Below are 19,125 nucleotides of genomic sequence, written 5' to 3' on the forward strand. Positions count from 1 at the left end.
GTGCCCGCGCGCTACGGGGCTGCTGTGCCAACTCGGTGCCGTACGGCTACAGACGCTCGATGACGGTGGCGATGCCCATGCCGCCGCCCACGCAGAGCGTGGCCAGGCCGTACCGCTTGTCCTGGCGCTCCAGTTCGTCGATGAGGGTGCCGAGGATCATCGCGCCGGTCGCGCCGAGCGGGTGGCCCAGGGCGATCGCGCCGCCGTTGACGTTGATCTTGTCGAGCGGGAGTCCCATGTCCCTGGCGAAGCGCAGCACGACACCCGCGAAGGCCTCGTTGATCTCGACCAGGTCGATGTCGTCGATGGTCAGCCCGGCCTTGGCCAGCGCCTTGCGGGTGGCGGGCGCGGGGCCGGTCAGCATGATGGTCGGCTCGGAGCCGGAGACCGCGGCCGAGATGATCCGGGCGCGGGGAGTCAGCCCGTAGCGCTCGCCGACCTCCTTCGAGCCGATGGCGACCAGGGCCGCGCCGTCCACGATGCCCGAGGAGTTGCCCGCGTGGTGGACGTGGTCGATCTTCTCGACCCAGTGGTACTTCTGCAGGGCCACGGCGTCGAAGCCGCCCATGTCGCCGATCGTGGCGAACGAGGGCTTCAGGGCCGCCAGCGAGTCCGCGGTGGTGCCGGGGCGCATGTGCTCGTCGTGGTCGAGGACGACCAGGCCGTTGCGGTCCAGGACCGGCACGACGGACCGCTCGAAGCGACCGTCCTTCCAGGCCGCGGCGGCCCGCTCCTGGGAGAGCGCGGCGTACTCGTCGACGTCGCGGCGGGAGAAGCCCTCGAGGGTGGCGATCAGGTCGGCGCCGATGCCCTGCGGGACGAATCCGGTGTCGTAGTTGGTCATCGGGTCCGCGAACCAGGCGCCGCCGTCGGAGGCCATCGGCACCCGCGACATCGACTCGACGCCGCCCGCGAGGACGAGGTCCTCCCAGCCGGAACGGACCTTGGCCGCCGCCATGTTGACGGCTTCCAGGCCGGAGGCACAGAAGCGGTTCTCCTGTACGCCGGCGACGGAGTCGGGCAGGCCGGCCGCGATGGCGGCGATCCGGGCGATGTCGGAGCCCTGGTCGCCGACCGGGCCGACGACGCCGAGCACGATGTCGTCGACCGCGGCCGGGTCGAGGTCGGGGAACCGGCGGCGGATCTCGTGGATGAGGCCGACCACCAGGTCGATCGGCTTGGTGCCGTGCAGGGCGCCATTGGCCTTTCCGCGCCCGCGCGGGGTGCGGATCGCGTCGTACACAAACGCTTCGGTACTCAAGACAACAGCCTTTCGCAATGCGGATGACGGTGAGGCTCGGGCGAGAGGTCGGGGCGAGGAATCGGGGCGAGGAGTCAGGCGAGGAGGGAGCGGCCGATGATTTCCTTCATGATTTCGGTCGTGCCGCCGTAGATCGTCTGGATGCGGCCGTCGGTGAATGCCTTGGCGACCCGGTACTCGGTCATGTACCCGTAACCGCCGTGCAGTTGGAGGCACCGGTCCGCGACCCGCTTCTGCAGCTCGGTGGCCCACCACTTGGCCATCGAGGCGTGGACCGCGTCGAGTTCGCCGTTCGCGTGGTCGACGATGCAGCGGTCGAGGAACGTCCGGGTGACCGCGCATTCGGTGGCCATCTCGGCTATCTCGAACCGGATGTGCTGAAGCTTGGAGAGCGGCCGCCCGAACGCCTCGCGCTCCTTGACGTACTGCGTGGTGATGTCCAGCAGGTGCTCGGCGGCGGCGATCCCGGCGACCGCGATGCCCATCCGCTCCTGGGCGAGGTTGGTCATCAGGTGGATGAATGCGCCGTTCAGCTCACCGAGCAGGTTCTCCTTGGGGACGGTGGCTTCGTGGAAGAACAGCTCGGCGGTGTCCTGGGACTTCTGGCCGATCTTGTCGAGGTTGCGGCCGCGCTCGAAGCCGGCCGTGCCGCGCTCGACGACGAGGAGGGAGAGCCCCTTCGCGCCGCCCTCGGGGGTCGTCTTCGCGACGACGATCACCAGGTCGGCGAGGATGCCGTTGGAGATGAAGGTCTTGGAGCCGTTCAGCACCCAGTGGTCGCCGCGGTCCTCGGCCGTCGTCCGGATGCCCTGGAGGTCGGAGCCGGCACCCGGCTCGGTCATCGCGATGGCGGTGATGATCTCGCCGGAGCAGAAGCCGGGCAGCCAGCGCCGCTTCTGCTCCTCGGTGGCCAGGCCCGTCAGATAGGGGCCGATGATGTCGTTGTGCAGGCCGAGGGCGAGCCCGGCGGCGCCGGCCCGGGTGAACTCCTCGGCGAGTACGGCGCTGTAGCGGAAGTCGGCGTTCCCGCCGCCTCCGTACTCCTCCGGTACGGCCATACCGAGCAGCCCCTGCCGGCCCGCCGCGAGCCAGGCGTCCCGACTGACGATGCCGTCCTGCTCCCACTGCTCGTAGTACGGCAGCACTTCCTTGCTCAGGAAGGTACGGACGCTCTCCCGGAACGCCTCGTGCTCGGCGGTGAAGATCTGGCGCTTCATCAGTGCGTGTCACCCTTCGTCAGGCTCGGAACATCCCAGTCACTCGCCACCGCGTCGGTGTCCGCCCCCGGCTGGGCGGGCGGCCGGGTGACCGAACCCGGGGTGAGGGAGAACCGCGGCGCGGGGGCCGGCTGGGTGATGCCGCCGTGGTCGGTGAAGGTGCCGCGGGCCGCGAGGTGCGGATGGGCCGGGGCCTCGCGGAGCGAGAGGACGGGCGCCACACAGGCGTCGGAGTCCTCGAAGACCGCGGTCCATTCCGCCCGCGTCTTCGTCCTGAAGCGGGCGGCCACCACGTCGCGCAGCTCGCCCCAGCGGGCGAAGTCCTTGCGGGCCGGCACCTCGTCTCCGAGGCCGAGCCGCTCGATGAACTCGTTGTAGAACTGCTGCTCCAGTGCGCCCACGGCCATGTACTGGCCGTCGGCGGTCTCGTAGCTGCCGTAGAAGGGACATCCGCCGTCGAGCAGGTTCGCCCCGCGCCGGTCCTGCCAGCCGCCGGCCGCCATCATCCCGTGGATCATCGTGGCGAGATGCGCGGCGCCGTCCACGATGGCGGCGTCGACGACCTGTCCCGTACCGCCGTCCGAGCGGGCGTGCTGGAGCGCGGCGAGGACTCCGATGACGAGGTAGAGCGAGCCGCCGGCGTAGTCGCCGACCAGGTTCGCGGGCACGGCGGGCGGCTCGTCGGGGTTGCCGATCATGCCGAGGGTGCCGGTGATGGCGATGTACGCGATGTCGTGCCCGGCGCGCTGGGCTAGCGGCCCCTCCTGGCCCCAGCCGGTCATCCGCCCGTAGACGAGCCGCGGATTGCGGGCGTGGCAGTCGGCGGGCCCGACGCCGAGGCGCTCGGCGACCCCCGGCCGGTACCCCTCGATGAGGATGTCGGCGCGTTCGGCCAGGTCGAGGACCTGGGCGGGGCCGTCCTCGGTCTTGAGGTCGATGAGTACAGAGCGCTTGTTGCGGTTGGTGAGGTCGTAGTCCGGATTGATGCCGAGCCCCGCGCCGCCGGGTCGGTCGACCCGTACGACGTCGGCGCCCAGATCGGCCAGGAGCATGGCGGCGAACGGGCCGGGGCCGATGCCCGCCAGTTCGACCACACGCACTCCGGCGAGTGGGCCGTTCCCTGTCGCTGCCATCCAACCCCCAGCACTGTGACACCACTGATGTAACACCGATGATGCTAAGAACGCGCTCCACTCCGCACAAGCCCCAAGCCTGAGCAAGTGCTTAGTTCTTTCCGTCGAGCTCCGCCACCAGCTTCTTCGGGGCGACGGTCCGGTAGCTCTCCTCGACCCACTCACAGAGCACCTCGGCGGACGGCGCCCCCTTCTCCGCCAGCGGAATCTGCACCCAGCCGGCCTTGCCCAGCCCGTAGCCGGCGGGCACCGCGCCCGGCGCGGCCATGGCATGGCCGTGCAGCGCTTCGTCCTTGAGCTTGACGGTGACGCTCGGCGGATAGTCACCCTCGGTATCACCCAGGAAGACGAAGATCTTTTTGTTCACCTTCGCCACGCAGTCCTCGGGACCCCACGGGAACTCCTCCACCGCACCCGGCAACCCGAGGGTGAATTCACGTACTTTCTCCCATTTCTTCACTACGGCCTTGGGCACCGAAGCCATCGGGTCCTCCCTGGTAGTACCGGCCGGTACTGACCACGCTAGCCTCGGCCACCGACAGCGGCGCGGGGCGAAACGGCGGAGGTCTCAGGGATGAACCGGCAGGACGGGGCGGAGCGCCCGTACGACATCGTGCTTTTCGGGGCGACGGGCTTCGTGGGAGCGCTGACGGCGGAGTACCTCGCCGCGCACGCGCCCGAGGGGTGCCGCTGGGCGATCGCCGGCCGCAGCCGCGCGAGGCTGGAGCGGCTGCGCGACCGGCTCACCGCGATCAGCCCCCGCTGCGCGGACCTGCCGCTGGTCGAGGCCGATGTGTCGGACGCCGCGGCGCTGCGCGAACTGGCCGAATCCACCCATGTGGTGGCCACCACCGTCGGTCCGTACCTCTGGTACGGCGAGGAGCTGGTCGCCGCGTGCGCCGAGGCGGGGACGGACTACGCGGACCTGTCGGGCGAGCCGGAGTTCGCGGATCGGATGTTCCTGGCGTACGACGCACGGGCCCGCGAGACCGGCGCGCGGATCGTGCACGCCTGCGGCTTCGACTCGGTCCCGCACGACCTGGGTGTCTACTACACGGTCCAGCAGCTGCCCGAGGGCGTACCGCTGCGCATCGACGGTTTCGTACGCTCGAACGCCGTCTTCTCCGGCGGCACCCTCGCCTCCGCGCTCAACGCGATGGGACGCGGCCCGCAGACCCTGCGGGCCGCGAAGGAGCGGCGCCTGCACGAACCCCGGCTGGTGGGCCGACGGGCCCGCGCCCCGCTCGGCGCGCCGCGGCTCAGCAAGGAGACGGGCACCTGGGCGCTGCCGCTGCCGACCCTGGATCCGCAGGTGGTGGCCCGTTCGGCGGCCGCCCTGGAGCGGTACGGGCCGGACTTCCGCTACCGGCACTACGCGTCCGTGAAGTGGCTGCCGGTCGCCCTCGGCGGCGTTGCGGCGGTGGGTGCGGCCTTTGCTCTCGCTCAACTCCGGGTGACGCGCGAGTGGTTGAGCAGCCGGTACGCGCCCGGCGAGGGGCCCGACGCGGAGCGGCGGGACAAGAGCTGGTTCACCGTGCGGTTCGTCGGCGAGGGCGGTGGCCGCAGGGTGTTCACCGAGGTGTCGGGCGGCGACCCCGGCTACGGCGAGACGGCGAAGATGCTCGCCGAGTCCGCGCTCTGCCTCGCCCTCGACGAGCTGCCGAAGACGGCCGGCCAGGTGACGACCGCCGTCGCGATGGGCGATGCGCTGCTGGCGCGGCTGGAGTCGGCGGGGATCAGGTTCCGGGTGGCGGACTCGCGCTGAAGCGGCGGGCGACGGGACGGTGGCGTCAGCCGAGTCAGTCCGTCGACCAGGCGGCGATGGTGTAGATCATCGAGCCGAGCCAGCCGATGCCGACGAGTGCGGCGACGACGAGCGCCGCGACGACGCTCCGCTCGACGGGGTGGAGCGGGGCGGCCTTCGGGGCACGGTGTGTGCGGTATGTCGTTCGGTACGTCGTCATGCGGCCAAGTCTGCCGATCATGGCCGGCACCGGCATCCGCTCGGGTACTCGGATCCGGGGGCCTCGGGTACTCAGGTCGTCGCCTCACGCAGGGCCTGCCGGCACAGCGCGTCCGCCTGGCGGGTGGACTCCGGGAGGCGGTAGACGGGAGCCAGCTCCAGGGTGTGGGCGCACGCGTTGTCGAGGCTGACGCGGTGGCCGACGGAGACGAACAACGGCTTGACCCGGTCCTGGGTGCGCAGCGCCCGGCCGACGTCCTCGCCGTTGTCGTCGAGCAGCGGCGTCCAGTCGCCGCGCCGGGGGCCGGGCTGCTCGTACGTGAAGGTGAACGGGTTCTTGGCCACGCCGATCGTCGGCAGGCCGGTGAGTACGCCGAGATGGCTGGCCAGCCCGAAGCGGCGGGGGTGGGCGAGTCCGTAACCGTCGCAGACCACCAGCCCGGGGTCTGCGGTGAGACCGTCCAGGGCCGACAGGACGGTCGGGATCTCACGGAAGGCCAGCAGCCCCGGCACGTACGGGAAGCTGACCCGGCCGACGGCGGTGGCCTCCTCGACGACGGCGAGGCTCCGCGCGTCGAGGACGACGGCCGCGGCGGCGACGACGTCCCGCTCGTCGTCGTAGGCGACGTCGACACCGGTGACAGTGCCGGTTCCGGGCGGCGGACCCGCCTCGTCCAGGATGACTCGGGCGCGCAATTCGTCCTGGATCGCTCGGGCTTCGGCCTCGTCGGCAGGGGTTCGTACGCTTGTCATGGTGGGTCAGAGGGTACGGGGTCGGGTGCCGTAGCCTGGCGATCATGTTCGTACTGGAGTTGACCTACACCGCGCCCGTCGAAGCCGTCGATGCCGAGATGGAGGCGCACATCGCCTGGCTGGACGCGCAGTACACGGCCGGAGTCTTCATCGCCTCGGGCCGCAAGGTGCCACGGGACGGCGGGGTGGTCCTGGCCGCCGGAGTCGACCGCGCGCAGATCGAGAGGATCGCGGCGGCCGACCCCTTCACGGTGGCCGGCGTGTGCGCGTACCGCATCACGGAGTTCGTCCCCACGAAGACGGCTCCGGAACTCGCCCCCTACCAGGAGCAGCCGCGCGCGTAGGCGGGGTCCGTCACTTCTCCAGGCGGGCGATGCGGCCCTTCTCGCCCGAGGCCCAGCAGCCGCTGTCCGGCGCGCAGTGGACCGTGTCGTACGAGCCCGTATCGACCGTACGCCAGGTGCGGCCCGCGTCCAGCGTGAGATCGGTGCCGGTCGGGCCGACGGCCAGGGCGGCCGAGGAGCTGTGCGGCAGCCACGTGACGCCCGAGCGGTAAGCGGGCGGCGGGGTCTTCGACTGCTGCCAGCTGCGGCCGCCGTCCCGGCTGACCGCCGCGGCCTGCGGGGACGCCTGGCCCGTACGGTAGTCGCCGCCGACCGCGAGGCCGTGCGTACGGTCGCGGAAGGCGAGGGCGAAGACGCCCTTCGCGGGGTCGCCGGCCGGGATCGTCGACTCGGCGGCGGACCAGGTCAGTCCGCGGTCCGAGGAGTGCAGGACGCGCGCCGTGGCACCACCGCCGGTGGCCAGCCAGACGTCCTTCGGGCCCGCGCTGACCAGGCATTGGCCGCTCGCCGCGAACCCGGCTTCGCCGGGCTGGGCGGCCGGCATGCCGTCGCTCGGGAGGACATTCCAGGACTTGCCGCCGTCACCGGTCGACAGGATCCGGTACTTGCCGTCGACCGGGTCGCTCATCGCCAGGCCGTGCCGGCTGTCGAAGAAGGTGATGCAGTCGTAGAAGGCCCTGGGGTCGGTGTTCCGGAAGGACTCGGTCCAGCTCGCGCCGCCGTCCTCGGTACGGAAGACCCGGGACGCCTCCCCCTCGCCGATGGCCAGAACCACCGCCCTGCGGCCGTCGAACGCCTCGATGTCGCGGAACTCCAGCTCTCCGGCGCCGGGCGGCGAGACGTTCCGCCAACTGCGGCCGCCGTCGGCTGTACGCAGCACCGTTCCCTTGGAGCCCGCCACCCACGCGGTCTTCCGGCTGACCGCCGAAAGACCCCGGAAGCGCACGTCGGTGCCACTGTCCTTCAACTGCCAGCCCGGCTTCACCCCTGCCTGGGCCGAGGGCTCGTACGCCTGGGCCGGGACCGCCACGGCTGCGGCGAGCGCCGCCGCGCAGATTCCCACCGCTGTCATTCGTCTCGTCTTCCCCATGGACCTCATGGCGCCGGAAGCTAGTCCACGCCCCCGAGCCCGTCCAGAGTGCGTCAACTCGTCAGGCCACCCGCTACGGACGCGATCCTCGGGTACGCGGAAATGAAAGGGGAGGGACAGCAGACGCGGGTGGTGTGGTTCGGTGCGGGCGATAGGGGCGGTGACACAGCTCACGCACCCACCGCATGCACGGATTCGCGGATTCCGTCGTCTATCCCCGTGCCGGAACCCCTCCATCCACCGAGTCGTCGCAAGGGAGCAGGCCTTGTCCACCGTCATCGAGCAAGCCGTGCAGGCCCGTCTGGTCGCAACCGAGCCGAAGGTCGAGAGTGTCCCCGCGACGCTCCGCTACGACCGGGAGGATCCGTTCGCCGTACGGATGGCCTTCCCGGCGCCGGCGACCCTCGAAGGGATAGAGGTCTCCTGGGCCTTCGCGCGTGAACTGCTCGAGACCGGGATGGACGCCCCGGCGGGCATGGGTGACGTACGAGTGCGGCCCTACGGCTTCGACCGTACGGTCGTCGAGTTCCACGCGGCCGAGGGCACCGCGATCGTGCACGTCAGGACCTCGGAGCTGCGCCGCTTCCTGGAGCGGACGGCCGCCCTCGTCCCGGCCGGGCGCGAGCATCTCTTCCTGGACATGGACCACGATCTGGCGGAGCTGCTGCGCGACGCACTGTGACCTCTGAATTGGCTGTGAACCTCTGAATTAATCGGTTGGCAGATCGAGCGCCCCGCGCATACCGTCGTTGTCGCCCTGTCCCCGCTGAATCGAGAAAGACATTGCTCGTCTGAGGTCTTGAGACACCACCTCGCGCACCCGCTGTGTGTGTGCGCGTGTGTCGCGTGCGACCTCGACACTTGAGCCGTCTTCCCGGAGCGGGGCCCTTGCGCTGCCCACCCTCCTCTCTGTCGCTCCTCTCTGTCGTCGCCCGACCCGGTGTCTCCACGCGTTGCCGTAGCCGTTCCCACGCAACCCGCAACCCGGAGGCCCGTATGTCAACCGCCCCTTCCTTCATCACCTGCTCCTCCCTCTCCTTCGGCTGGCCGGACGGGAACCCCGTGTTCGACGGCTTCCAGCTGGCCGTGGGCCCCGGTCGCACCGGCCTCATCGGCCTCAACGGCTCGGGAAAGTCGACCTGCTGGCCGAGCCAGCGCCGCAGCTGCTGATGCTGGACGAGCCGACGAACAATCTGGACATGGCGAGTGTGCGTCAGCTGACGGCGGCGCTGGAGGCGTACGAGGGCGCGCTGATCGTGGCGAGCCACGACGTGCCGTTCCTGGAGTCGGTCGGCATCACCCGCTGGCTGCTGCTCGAAGACGGCGAGCTCCGCGACACGACGGCGGAGGAGGTGCGGCTCCCGTAAGTGCCGTAAATGCGGACAGCAGATGACCGGTATTGCGGTTGGCGTCGGCGGCATGCCTTCGACATGGGCGTGGTCAAGCGCGCGAACTGGGTGATCGACCTCGGCCCGGACGGCGGCAAGCACGGGGGCGAGGTGGTGTTCGAGGGCACCCCGGCCCAGCTGCTCGACGCACCCGGCTCGTTCACGGCCGCGTACCTGGCCAGCAACCTGACCGCGACCTGACCGGGAGCGATGCCGTGGCGGCGGGCGCCGGCCCGGCCTGAGCGGGTCACGGCGCGCGGGGGCTGACACGGGCGCGCCCCGGGGGACAGGATGGGGCGCGCCCGTCGTCCGTGCCACCGATGTCCGTACCACCGATGCCTATCCACCGGCTGTCCTCCACCGGCTGTCCGTCCACCGGCTGTCCGTACCACCGGTTGTCCGTACCACCCCAGGGAGATGCCCGTGCCCAGCAGGAAAGCCCTGATCCGCCGCCCCGGACCGCGCCTGGCCGAGGGCCTGGTCACCCACATCGAGCGCGCGCCGGTCGACGCCGGTCTGGCGCTCGCGCAATGGGAGGCGTACGCCGACACGCTGCGCACCCACGGCTGGGAGACCGTCGAGGTCGAGCCCGCCGACGACTGCCCGGACGCCGTCTTCGTCGAGGACACGGTGGTGATGTTCCGGAACGTGGCCCTCATCGCGCGCCCTGGCGCGGACTCGCGCCGGCCGGAGACGGCAGCGGTCGAGGAGGCCGTGGCCAGGCTCGGCTGCGCGGTGAACTGGGTGTGGGAACCGGGCACGATCGACGGCGGCGACGTACTCAAGATCGGCGACACGATCTACGTCGGGCGCGGCGGGCGAACGAACGCGGCAGGCGTACGGCAGCTCCGGGCCGCGTTCGAGCCGCTGGGCGCGCGCGTGGTGGCCGTACCGGTGAGCAAGGTGCTGCATCTGAAGTCGGCGGTCACCGCGCTGCCGGACGGCACGGTGATCGGTTACCCGCCGCTGGTGGACACCCCTTCGGCCTTCGGCACGTTTCTGCCGGTCCCGGAGGAGGCAGGGTCGCATGTGGTGCTGCTGGGCGGCGGGAAGCTGCTGATGGCGGCGAGTGCGCCGAAGACGGCGGAGCTGTTCGCGGATCTCGGCCATGAACCTGTACTGGTGGACATCAGCGAGTTCGAAAAGCTCGAAGGCTGCGTGACTTGCCTCTCTGTACGGATCCGTGACCTGTATGCATAGCGGAGCGTAAGCGGACATATAGACCGGAGGGCTTGGATCCGCCTTACGGGGGGCTTAACCTACGGTCTCGTAACCTACGAAGCCGTAAGTAATTCCCCGTCCCCCCCCTGGAGTACCCGTGACGATCACCTCCTCCCACCTCGGCAGCTCGGAGGCGTGGACCGACGCCCGACTGCTGTTCGCGCTGGAAGAGGTGGTGGAGAAGGAGCTCAACCGCCACCTGAAGGTCACCAAGGACTGGATGCCGCACGAGTACGTGCCGTGGACGGACGGCCGTAACTTCCCCGGCTTCTTCGAGGACGGCGAGGCCTGGGAGCCCGGCCAGTCCAAGGTCACGGACATCGGCAAGGTCGCGCTGGTCGTGAACCTGCTCACCGAGGACAACCTCCCCAGCTACCACCACGAGATCGCCTCCCTCTTCGGCCGAGACGGCGCGTGGGGCACCTGGGTGCACCGCTGGACCGCCGAGGAAGGCCGGCACGGCATCGTAATGCGCGACTACCTGCTCGCCTCGCGCGCCGTGGACCCGGACAAGCTCGAGCAGTTCCGTATGGCGCACATGTCGGAGGGCTTCGAGTCGGACAACCGCCACTCGATGCTGCACTCCGTGGCGTACGTCGCCTTCCAGGAGCTCGCCACCCGTATCTCGCACCGCAACACCGGCCACCAGTCGGGTGACCCGGTCTGCGACCGGATGCTGGCGCGGATCGCGACCGACGAGAACCTGCACATGGTCTTCTACCGCAACCTGCTGGGTGCGGCCTTCGAGATCGCCCCCGACCTCACCATGCAGGCCGTGCGTGACGTGGTCGTCAACTTCCGGATGCCGGGACACGGCATGCCCGGCTTCGAGCGCGCCGCCGCCCAGATGGCGATCGGCGGGATCTACAACATGCGGATCCACCACGACGACGTCCTGCAGCCGGTGCTGCGCTTCCTGAAGGTCCTGGAGATCGACGGGCTCGGCCCGGAGGGCATCAAGGCGCAGGAGGAGCTCGGCCTGTTCATGGGCGGGCTTGACGCGGAGGCGCGGAAGTTCGACGAGCGCCTCGCGGCCCGCCAGGCCCGCAAGGCGGCCCGCGCGGGCGCCTGATCCTCACCCGGGTGGGTGGCGGGCGTCAGTGGTACTGACGCCCGCCACCCACCCGGGTGACAGCATTTATCCACCTTGGTCGATGATCTGCCAGGGTGATCGGCCATGAACCTCGATCTTCGGGTGCCCATTGATCAGCTGGGCCGATTCTCGCGTGCGCTGGAGGAGTCCCTCACCTCGCTGCGCGAGGCGCGCCGCGCACTGGAACACGTACGGTCGGACCAGATCGGCACCCCGGAACTCGACGAGGCGTGCGACGGCTTCCAGCGGAGATGGAAGTACGGGGCGGAGCAGCTCGGCGACCGGGTGAAGACGGTCCACGACGGCATCAAGCTCAGCCACGAGGGCTACGCGCAGGTCGAGCACGCGATCCGGGACGCGTTCCGGAAGGCCGGCACCGATGGCTGATCCTTCGCTGCCCTACCCGCACCTGGGCTGGAACCCGGCGCCGGGCAGCGTGACGGAGATCAGCGCCCTGCACACCAGGCTCAGCGCGTCGGCCACCTCGCTGGGCACCGCGCACCGGCTCATCGACCGGCTGCTGGGCGAGAGCGCGTACTGGCAGGGCGAGGCGGCGGACGCGTTCCGCGAGGCGATCGACGGCGACCTGCCGCGCTACCTGAAGAACGCGCACCGCTCGGTGTCAAAGGCGGCGAAGCAGCTGCGCGCGTGGCACGAGGATCTGGTGAGCTACCAGGCGCTGGCGCGAAAGTACGACGCGCAGGCGAAGGAACACCAGGCGGCGGTGGCAACGGCAGAATCCACCCACGCCACGGCCCGCACCGACCCGGACCTGGCGGCCCCGGACGCGTCCGCCGCGGAGACGGCAGCCGGGACCCTGGACGCGGCGGCGGCGTCGGTCACGAAGGCGAGGGCGGCGCTGGAGTCGGTCCGAAAGCTCGCCCGCGAGCTGGAGGAGACGCACCGGTCGGAGGCGTCGCGCATCGCGAAGGCCCTGAACGAGGCGACGGATCGGCTGGCGCCGCGGGAGCCGGGTCTCTTGAGCAAGGCGACAGAATGGCTGGACGAGAACCTCGGCGACGTTCTGTCCGCCATCGCCGCCACCGCCGGGTTGCTGGCCTTGTTGGCCACTGGGCCCGTTTCCGTACCCATTCTGCTCTTCGTAGCGGCCGGGGCCAGCCTGGGCGCATTCGCACTCCATGCACAAGATCCCAAGATTCAAGAGTCGCTGAGCGAAGCCATCACGGACCGCAAGTTCGACGCCGATTTCTGGGACAGCACAGTCACGTTGGCCAGTGACCTGCTGGGATTTGTGCCAGGCATCGCCGCCGTCACGCACGGGGCACGCGGAGCAACTACGGCTGCTCAAGCCGCGTCCGCCATCGCAGACACCAGCGTTCTCGGCGTGGCGCGCGCCGGGATACACGGCTTCAGCAGCACCTCAGCAACGGTGATGCGAGAGATGAAGGAAGTACAGAACCCACTAACCGAGTGGGCGTTGCGCAGCGCAAACCCGGCAGCGAGAACCGCCGTTGACTACGGATTGCCGTCCGCCGGAGTAGTGACATCCCTCGGTGATCTCACTCCACTCAGCAACGACGAGGAATACGAAGCCACAACAACCGCGGTTGATGGCACACGTACCGCCGTCGATGACCTCCCGAACAACGCTGCCAAGGTCGTGCACGCGTGGACATCCTTGAATCCGTAGCAACAGATGCGAGGCGATCTCTCATTCTCCCCCAGACAGACGAGTCCTGCCCGGCGATTTGGTTCCGACTTCCGCCGGGCTACCACGACATCAAGCCAGTCGGCAGGGACGAGCTTGAGGAAGCCCTCACGACAGTCGTTGGCCCGCCTGGTAACGCCGCACTCTCGGTTGACGAGGCGTTGAACGAAGCAGGGCTCCTGATGGACTTAGTACGTGACTTCCACCATCACGGCGGCGTTCATTCAGCCTTCGGACTGCACCGGGAGGGATCGAACCGTGCCACCGTCTCGTTCTTCACCCTTTCCGCGCTCTCGACTGTGACACGCGATCCAAATCTGGCCGTGGCAAGGGTTGCAAGCTCCCTCGCGCAATCGCCGATGTGGGGCACCCGCAGCCATGCTGTCCTGGAGTTGGCATGCAGCCTCCCCGCGGCGTTGGTGACGGGAGTGTTGGAGACTCCTTCGAAAGTCAGCGTTTTCCAGGCTCGGCTAGCCGTCTCCTATCCCAGCGGTGCATACATCGCCGTCGCGGACCTAACAAGCCCCTCTGTCGAGCATAGCGATGCGTACACAGCCATCCTCGAGAGCATTGGCCAGACCATCTCCTTCACCGATCCCAATACCCCTGCCACCTCGGCTCAGGCGGGCACTTCTCGTATTCTGGAGTTGCTTCCATGAACTCACAGCCGACACCGGTTCCGGTAGTTGCAGCAGCCCTCGATCATCCACCAACGCTGATGGGACACCGACGACTCGTTCGGCGACGCCAGCTGGAATTACTGGCCGTGATCTGCGTTCCCGTGAGTGCGCTTGTCGCAGCGTTGCGTTACCCGGCTTCGGACTGGCTGATCTCGATTGCCGCCGTGACTGGGGTTCTCGCGGTGACAGTTGCGCCGCTTGCGGCCATCGGGCTGGCATCCACCACGCGTTCCCGGCGTATCCTCCGGCATTACCCGTGGCGCGCGTTCACTTGCACGCTTCTTGAGCCTCTGGGGGAAGGGCATGAACTGCACATCGCGCTGCGAAGCGACCAAGGTCGGGAAGTCCGTTTGCAGCCAATCCCGTTTCGCTGCAATGTACTGCGGCACGCCAAGGGCCATCCCGACACCATCTGGTTTGCCGGTGACTTGGAGTGCGGCGGGGTAGTCTCGCCCGTCGGCGGCCACTATCCGGTCCGGGTAATCCGGTATCCGCGCAACACGGCTCTCTCGCTGCTTGGTACGGACTCGGGCGCCCTGACCGAGAAGGCCGGCCTTGCGAGGAACGGGAAGTACCGCAGACTCTCGTACTAGGGTCTGTCGTGACAAATGATCAGTATTTCGCCGAGGTCGGGTGAACGGGCAATGACATTGCTGAGGTGATGGTGCGCCGCGATGCTGGGCCCGTGCCGGGACAGAGGAAGCGGAAGCAGCTGCAGGAGGGTCGCCAGCGGGCTGCCGCCCGCTTCGCTCCTGGCGCGGTACGCTGGGAAGTGCTCTTCGAGACAAATGGCGCGCTCAGGTTCGGCGCCTGCGAGCTGAGAACGCGCCATGGAGTTCAGCGACGAGCTGCCACCGAGCGTACGGCCACGAGGCCACTACAACTCCCGCCCGCCCAGCCCCGGTTGCTTGGATGTGGTGAAGTTCCAGTCGGGCGTCGTCTTGAAGAGCTTCGGAAAGGCCGCCAGAATTCGCACCTCCGGCTTACGGTCACGACCGCCCGACTCGACGAGCGCGACGCGCACCGAGGGATCCTCTGAGAGCGCGCGGCCAGCACGCAGCCGACCGAGCCGGCTCCCACGATCACGTAGTCGTAGACCGCACCTGCACGGCTCAACATGGCCCACCTGGTTGGTTGTTGTCGGTGCGGGGTACAGCATGACCGCGCACCGCATCCGCTGCCAGGGGGCCATCGGTCAGCGAGGCGGGCGCCTCAGGCGGAGTCGCTCCTGCTCGGAGAGCCCGCCCCAGACTCCGAACCGCTCGTCGTTGGCGAGCGCGTACTCCAGGCACGCGGCTCTGCCCTCGCAGGCCGCGCACAGCTGCTTGGCTTCCCGCGTGGAGCTGCCCGGCTCGGGGTAGAAGAACTCGGGCCCGGTCTGTGCGCACAGCGCCTGCTCCTGCCAGGCGAGTGCGCAATCGTCGGCGATGGTGTTGATCGGCATGCAGGCGACGGTGCCGGGTCGGGATGAACGTCCGGTCAACGAACGATCAACGTGCCTCTCATGCCGTCTCGGGGTAGGCGCTCTTGATTACCGCGAAGCGCGCGCCGTACGGGTCCGCGAGCTTGGCGAAGCGGCCCACGCCCTCCATGTCCATGGGCGCCATCCGCACCTTGCCACCCAGTTCCTGGGCCTTGGCAACCGCCGCGTCGCAGTCGGCCACCTCGAAGTACGGCAGCCAGTACGCCCCGGTCTGCGCCTCTGTGGGCTCCGAGGCGAGCGGCACAATGCCGCCGAAGGCGGCGTCATCGCCGCCCCCCGAGGGCTTGACCATGGCGTATGAACCGCCCGCGAAGGGCATCTCGGAGGATTCCCAGCCGAACACGCTGCCGTAGAAGGCAACTGCTGCGGCCGGTTCGGCGGTGTACAGCTCGGCCCAGCACAGCGTGTTCTCGTCGGTGACCGCGTCGAGGCCCTTGTTCTGCCTGGGCTGCCAGGTCGCGAACGAGGCTCCCGCGGGGTCGGAGAACACGGCCATCCGGCCCAGGTCGAAGACATCCATCGGCTCGGACAGGACCGATCCGCCGCCCTGCTCGACCGACTTCGCGGTCGCGTCGGCGTCCGGGCTCTGGAAGTACACCGACCAGGCGGAATCTCCCTGCTCCTCGGGGAGGGCCATGCAGCCCGCGACGGTCTTCTCGCCGAGCCGGAACATGCCGTAGCCGCCTGCTTCCGGCCCTGCCGACAGGAATTGCCAGCCGAAGAGGCCGCCGTAGAAGGTACTGGCACCCTCGATGTCGGGTGTACCGAAATCGATCCAGTTGGGGGCGCCCGTGACGTAACGGGTGGTGAGCATGATTTCGCTCCTTCGATGGTTCCCGTGTGTCCTGTTGTCCCGAGTCTTGCACCGGCCACTGACAATTCGCGGCAGGCGCGAAATGCCTTGCTCCGACGCCCCCGGGTCGTACAGGGATCGGGCGCATGACGACCAGAACGGCCCATGCCGCGTAAGCCCCCCGATGGTGCGGCGGCCGGCGCCTGGGGCACTGCGACCGCCACGCCCCTGGCCCCGTATCCCCGTCTCCCCGGCCCGCGTCGCGGGCTGCAGACCCTCACCAGCACCGTCGACGCATACGGCCGCGCACACTGGCTGCTCGCCGATCCCGCCGCTCACCGGGAGCGCCGTCGAGCCGGAGTCGTACGGCACGCTCGTGCGCGCGGACGGCACCGCTCTCGGCCGACGGCGGATGGTTTGCCCGTGGGCCGCGTATGTACGTACAGGACGAGCAGGACGGGGCCTGGGGCGTCCTGGACCTGTCCGCACGATAATCCTCTCCGCGCGAGAAAGGCCCTCGCGGAGTACGTTCCGCGAGGGCCCCGGCGGCTCCTCCGCCCCGGCTCGTGCGCCCCGGCTCACACTCCCCGTACCGCGACCAGATCCGCCGCGCCGAAGGAGACCGAGAAGCGCTTGCACCAGATCACCGCGCTCTTGAAGCCGGACAGATCGGTGCCGGCCGGCACGACGTAGTTCTGGTTGCCCAGGTTGCCCTTGAGGCCGGCCAGTTGGACCGCGCCGTCACCGAGTCCGGCCTCCACGTCCTGCGCCGAACGCTTGGAGAGGTAGACGCGGACATCGGGGCCCTCGTCGGTCTTCAGGTCCTCGAACCGCAGCACCTGCCCGCCGTCGGCGAGGCGGACGGTCTTGGCCGTGCCGCTGGTGGAGTGCTCGTGCGAGACGAAGCTGCCCCGCGCGAGCTCCTGCGGCCCGGCGGCAGGCGACTCGGGGGCCGCCTCCGGCGACTCGGCGGCTGCCCCCGGCTGCTCGGGGGCCGACGCCGACGGCGCCGCGGTGGGCAGCGACTCGTCGACGGTCGTGTTGGTGAACAACTTCCAGGGCTGGAAGAGGTAGAGCGCGAAGGCGGCGAGGACAGCCAGCACCAGGAAGGCCGGAACCAGTGTGCGGCGGGTGAAGAGCTTCATGCCCCCAGTCAACACTGGCCGGCGGCCCCGCTCATCCCTGGGCGCCGTCTCGTAAGACTCCGGTAATCCCTCCCGGCCCGAACGGGGGTCAGCCGCTTGCGCCCACCTCGTTGTTCGGCGCCCCGTCGCCCACCGGCGGCAGATCACCACGCTCGACCGGCTGTCCGCCCGGGTCCGTACCAGCGCTGTCGGGGAGCACGGCGTCCAGCTCCTCGTCGTCCGCCACGTGCGCCGACTCCGCGGCGCGGCGCAGGGTTTCGCGGTCCACGCGCGTGCTGTCCGCGCTGAGCCGTACCACGTGTGCGTCCGTGGCGGCACCCTCGCTGCGCGCGTACTCGTGGGTGCCTGCCGACGTGCGGTACCAGTTTTCGCCGTCCCGCTCACACCCGGAACAGCTCTTCCCGTCCAGCTTCCCACGGTCGACCGAGAGCGTGATCATTTCGCCGGTCTTGGAGGTGTAGGTGGCCTGGAAGCCGTCATGGCCGATGACTCCGACCGACATCTTCGCCACTTCGTATCCTGGCACCTCGGTCACATGGATCAGCTCGATCGCAGACTGCTTGGCCTCCGCTCGGGCCTCAAGTTCCGTGCGGTCGACCGAAGACGGCTCTGTGCCACAGGCCGTGAGCACGAGCGGCAGCAGCAGGGCCGGGAGGAGGCGAAGGGGGCGGGGCATGTGCTCATCCTGCCGCATACCCGCACATTCATACGACGAGCCAATGTACGTCAATCCGTGCGACGCTCAGTGCGCCGCGTGCCCCTGCGGATGGTGCGGCTCGTAGCCCGGGATCGTGCCGTCCGGTTTGGCGACCAGGAAGAGCCCGGCCATGCCCATGTCGGAGTGGCTCTGCACATGGCAGTGGTACATCCAGGCTCCCGCCCCGACGTGTTCCCCCGCGATGATCTGGAAGCCGAAGGAGTCCGCCGGGCCGGTGATCTTGGTGTCGACGATCCTGCTGGGGTCGGCGGGGCCCTCCAGCAGTCCGGTTCTGTTGTCCGCCCAGCGATGACCGTGCATATGGAACGTGTGGTAGAACTCGCCGTGCGTGATCATGACGATCTCCACCCGGTCACCCACGGTCGCCTTGAAGTCGGGGCTCTGATCGCCGGGTTTGTTGTTGATGGTCATGTCGTTGAAGACGATCGTGAACTGCTTGTCCGGCAGGATGTCACCCTTCCTGCGCACCACCAGCGGCCCGTAGAGGCCCTTGCGGATGCCCCCGGTGCCGTGGTCCGTACCGACGACATGGTCGTGGTAGTGCCAGTAACCTGCGCTGCCCGCACGCCAGGTGCCGTCCTTGCGCTTGCCCGGTGCGTGGGTGCGCCAGGTGTACGTACGCGTGCCGCCCGGCTCCACATGGCTCTTGCTGAGCTTGGTCCCGTCGCTCGCGATGTCGTGGTCGACGCCGTGGACATGCAGGCTGACGGGGACGTCCATGGTGTTCACGAACTCGATGTGCAGGGTGTCGCCCTCGATCAGCTCGATCGGCGGGCCGGGGATGGTCGCCTTGCCCTTCTCGAGCCCGTAGCCCAACTGCCCGTCCGCCAACTTCTCGGCGTACAGCTTCATATGGCGGACCTGCCCGCCGGCCGGTGCCGTCTTGGGCGCGCCCTCCGCCGAGTTGGCCGCGGGGGTGGCGAGCGACAACGATGTCACTCCGGTCGCCGCGACCGCGACGCCCGCCAGGAGACGCCGGTTGAAGCTCCGTCGGTCCACGCTGAACTCCTTACTGCTGTACGGAGATTGACGGGGCACGCGAGAGGCGCACGAGACCCCTGGGACGGCCCACACGGTAGCCGGGGGATCTTCGTTTATCCACACCATGGACAAAGTTGGTTGGATCGCGGCCATACCTATTGGCGAGTCGGCCAAAGAGGTCTACCTTCATCGG

23 protein-coding genes and 2 pseudogenes are annotated in these 19,125 nt (G+C 69.2%); 12 read left to right on the forward strand and 13 right to left on the reverse strand.

All coding sequences use genetic code 11. From position 1 onward, the window contains the following. Positions 1–46: 46 nt before the first annotated feature. From NLX86_RS09405 to NLX86_RS09420, 4 genes are all read right to left on the reverse strand, one after another. On the reverse strand, positions 47–1,261 hold the full coding sequence (locus NLX86_RS09405) for an acetyl-CoA C-acetyltransferase (protein WP_254371142.1): 1,215 nt from the start codon (positions 1,259–1,261) through the stop codon (positions 47–49). 74 nt (positions 1,262–1,335) lie between these two features. Continuing rightward, positions 1,336–2,478 (reverse strand): acyl-CoA dehydrogenase family protein, encoded by a 1,143-nt coding sequence (locus NLX86_RS09410; protein ID WP_254371143.1) that lies wholly within the window; start codon positions 2,476–2,478, stop codon positions 1,336–1,338. Further along, positions 2,478–3,611: a CaiB/BaiF CoA-transferase family protein gene (locus NLX86_RS09415; protein ID WP_254371144.1), complete on the reverse strand. Its 1,134-nt coding sequence runs from the start codon at positions 3,609–3,611 to the stop codon at positions 2,478–2,480. Before NLX86_RS09415 ends, NLX86_RS09410 begins: the two co-directional genes overlap by 1 nt. A gap of 91 nt (positions 3,612–3,702) precedes the next feature. Next, positions 3,703–4,095: an MmcQ/YjbR family DNA-binding protein gene (locus NLX86_RS09420; RefSeq protein ID WP_254371145.1), complete on the reverse strand. Its 393-nt coding sequence runs from the start codon at positions 4,093–4,095 to the stop codon at positions 3,703–3,705. A 90-nt stretch (positions 4,096–4,185) separates the two neighbouring features. Here NLX86_RS09420 and NLX86_RS09425 point away from each other — a divergent pair, with 90 nt between their 5' ends. Continuing rightward, positions 4,186–5,376 carry a trans-acting enoyl reductase family protein gene (locus NLX86_RS09425; RefSeq protein ID WP_254371146.1) on the forward strand — a complete coding sequence of 397 codons (1,191 nt, stop codon included), beginning with the start codon at positions 4,186–4,188 and terminating at the stop codon, positions 5,374–5,376. 34 nt (positions 5,377–5,410) lie between these two features. Here NLX86_RS09425 and mmpA read toward each other — a convergent pair whose 3' ends face one another. Both mmpA and NLX86_RS09435 read right to left on the reverse strand, forming a co-directional pair. After that, positions 5,411–5,575, reverse strand: a complete 165-nt coding sequence (gene mmpA / locus NLX86_RS09430) for a morphogenic membrane protein MmpA (RefSeq protein ID WP_254371147.1) — start codon at positions 5,573–5,575, stop codon at positions 5,411–5,413. 71 nt (positions 5,576–5,646) lie between these two features. Next, a complete protein-coding gene (locus NLX86_RS09435) occupies positions 5,647–6,327 on the reverse strand; it encodes an endonuclease V (RefSeq protein ID WP_254371148.1) in 681 nt (226 codons plus the stop codon). Between the two features lie 44 nt (positions 6,328–6,371). On the opposite strand from NLX86_RS09435, the gene NLX86_RS09440 reads away from it, so the two are divergent. Next, on the forward strand, positions 6,372–6,671 hold the full coding sequence (locus tag NLX86_RS09440; RefSeq protein WP_254371149.1) for a YciI family protein: 300 nt from the start codon (positions 6,372–6,374) through the stop codon (positions 6,669–6,671). A gap of 10 nt (positions 6,672–6,681) precedes the next feature. Here NLX86_RS09440 and NLX86_RS09445 read toward each other — a convergent pair whose 3' ends face one another. Continuing rightward, positions 6,682–7,743: an oxidoreductase gene (locus NLX86_RS09445; protein ID WP_254371150.1), complete on the reverse strand. Its 1,062-nt coding sequence runs from the start codon at positions 7,741–7,743 to the stop codon at positions 6,682–6,684. Between the two features lie 283 nt (positions 7,744–8,026). Between NLX86_RS09445 and NLX86_RS09450 the strand changes: the two genes are divergently transcribed. The 10 genes and pseudogenes from NLX86_RS09450 (at position 8,027) to NLX86_RS09495 (ending at position 14,405) form a co-directional block, all read left to right on the forward strand. Then, a complete protein-coding gene (locus NLX86_RS09450; protein ID WP_254371151.1) occupies positions 8,027–8,443 on the forward strand; it encodes an SsgA family sporulation/cell division regulator in 417 nt (138 codons plus the stop codon). A 314-nt stretch (positions 8,444–8,757) separates the two neighbouring features. Further along, positions 8,758–8,931 (forward strand): hypothetical protein, encoded by a 174-nt coding sequence (locus NLX86_RS09455; protein WP_254371152.1) that lies wholly within the window; start codon positions 8,758–8,760, stop codon positions 8,929–8,931. Continuing rightward, positions 8,901–9,128, forward strand: a pseudogene (locus NLX86_RS09460) (ABC transporter ATP-binding protein); the annotation flags it as partial. The gene NLX86_RS09455 and the pseudogene NLX86_RS09460, both read left to right, overlap by 31 nt. Before the next feature lie 63 nt (positions 9,129–9,191). After that, positions 9,192–9,350, forward strand: coding sequence for a hypothetical protein (locus NLX86_RS09465; RefSeq protein ID WP_254371242.1), 159 nt, complete (start codon positions 9,192–9,194; stop codon positions 9,348–9,350). A 222-nt stretch (positions 9,351–9,572) separates the two neighbouring features. Then, the gene (gene ddaH / locus NLX86_RS09470) at positions 9,573–10,349 is read left to right on the forward strand and encodes a dimethylargininase (RefSeq protein ID WP_254371153.1); all 777 of its coding nucleotides are present in this window, start codon (positions 9,573–9,575) and stop codon (positions 10,347–10,349) included. 118 nt (positions 10,350–10,467) lie between these two features. Beyond that, entirely contained in the window at positions 10,468–11,442 is a 975-nt protein-coding gene (locus NLX86_RS09475; protein WP_254371154.1) for an acyl-ACP desaturase, read from the forward strand. A 105-nt stretch (positions 11,443–11,547) separates the two neighbouring features. Continuing rightward, positions 11,548–11,850, forward strand: coding sequence for a hypothetical protein (locus NLX86_RS09480; RefSeq protein WP_254371155.1), 303 nt, complete (start codon positions 11,548–11,550; stop codon positions 11,848–11,850). A 49-nt stretch (positions 11,851–11,899) separates the two neighbouring features. Next, positions 11,900–13,114: a hypothetical protein gene (locus NLX86_RS09485; RefSeq protein WP_254371156.1), complete on the forward strand. Its 1,215-nt coding sequence runs from the start codon at positions 11,900–11,902 to the stop codon at positions 13,112–13,114. Beyond that, a complete protein-coding gene (locus NLX86_RS09490; RefSeq protein ID WP_254371157.1) occupies positions 13,093–13,791 on the forward strand; it encodes a hypothetical protein in 699 nt (232 codons plus the stop codon). The genes NLX86_RS09485 and NLX86_RS09490 overlap by 22 nt, the downstream gene beginning before the upstream one ends. Next, entirely contained in the window at positions 13,788–14,405 is a 618-nt protein-coding gene (locus NLX86_RS09495; RefSeq protein ID WP_254371158.1) for a hypothetical protein, read from the forward strand. Before NLX86_RS09490 ends, NLX86_RS09495 begins: the two co-directional genes overlap by 4 nt. Positions 14,406–14,692: 287 nt before the next feature. Here NLX86_RS09495 and NLX86_RS09500 read toward each other — a convergent pair. The 6 genes and pseudogenes from NLX86_RS09500 to NLX86_RS09525 all read right to left on the reverse strand — a co-directional run. Next, positions 14,693–14,931, reverse strand: a pseudogene (locus NLX86_RS09500) (choline dehydrogenase); the annotation flags it as partial. Between the two features lie 76 nt (positions 14,932–15,007). After that, positions 15,008–15,256: a WhiB family transcriptional regulator gene (locus NLX86_RS09505; protein WP_254371159.1), complete on the reverse strand. Its 249-nt coding sequence runs from the start codon at positions 15,254–15,256 to the stop codon at positions 15,008–15,010. Between the two features lie 58 nt (positions 15,257–15,314). Further along, positions 15,315–16,109 (reverse strand): VOC family protein, encoded by a 795-nt coding sequence (locus NLX86_RS09510; protein WP_254371160.1) that lies wholly within the window; start codon positions 16,107–16,109, stop codon positions 15,315–15,317. 557 nt (positions 16,110–16,666) lie between these two features. Next, positions 16,667–17,233: a DM13 domain-containing protein gene (locus NLX86_RS09515; protein WP_254371161.1), complete on the reverse strand. Its 567-nt coding sequence runs from the start codon at positions 17,231–17,233 to the stop codon at positions 16,667–16,669. Positions 17,234–17,321: 88 nt separating this feature from the next. Beyond that, entirely contained in the window at positions 17,322–17,909 is a 588-nt protein-coding gene (locus NLX86_RS09520; RefSeq protein ID WP_254371162.1) for a hypothetical protein, read from the reverse strand. 66 nt (positions 17,910–17,975) lie between these two features. Beyond that, a complete protein-coding gene (locus NLX86_RS09525; protein ID WP_254371163.1) occupies positions 17,976–18,950 on the reverse strand; it encodes a multicopper oxidase domain-containing protein in 975 nt (324 codons plus the stop codon). Between the last annotated feature and the right edge of the window lie 175 nt (positions 18,951–19,125).

Source organism: Streptomyces sp. A3M-1-3, from assembly GCF_024213665.1.
Taxonomy (GTDB): Bacteria; Actinomycetota; Actinomycetes; order Streptomycetales; family Streptomycetaceae; genus Streptomyces.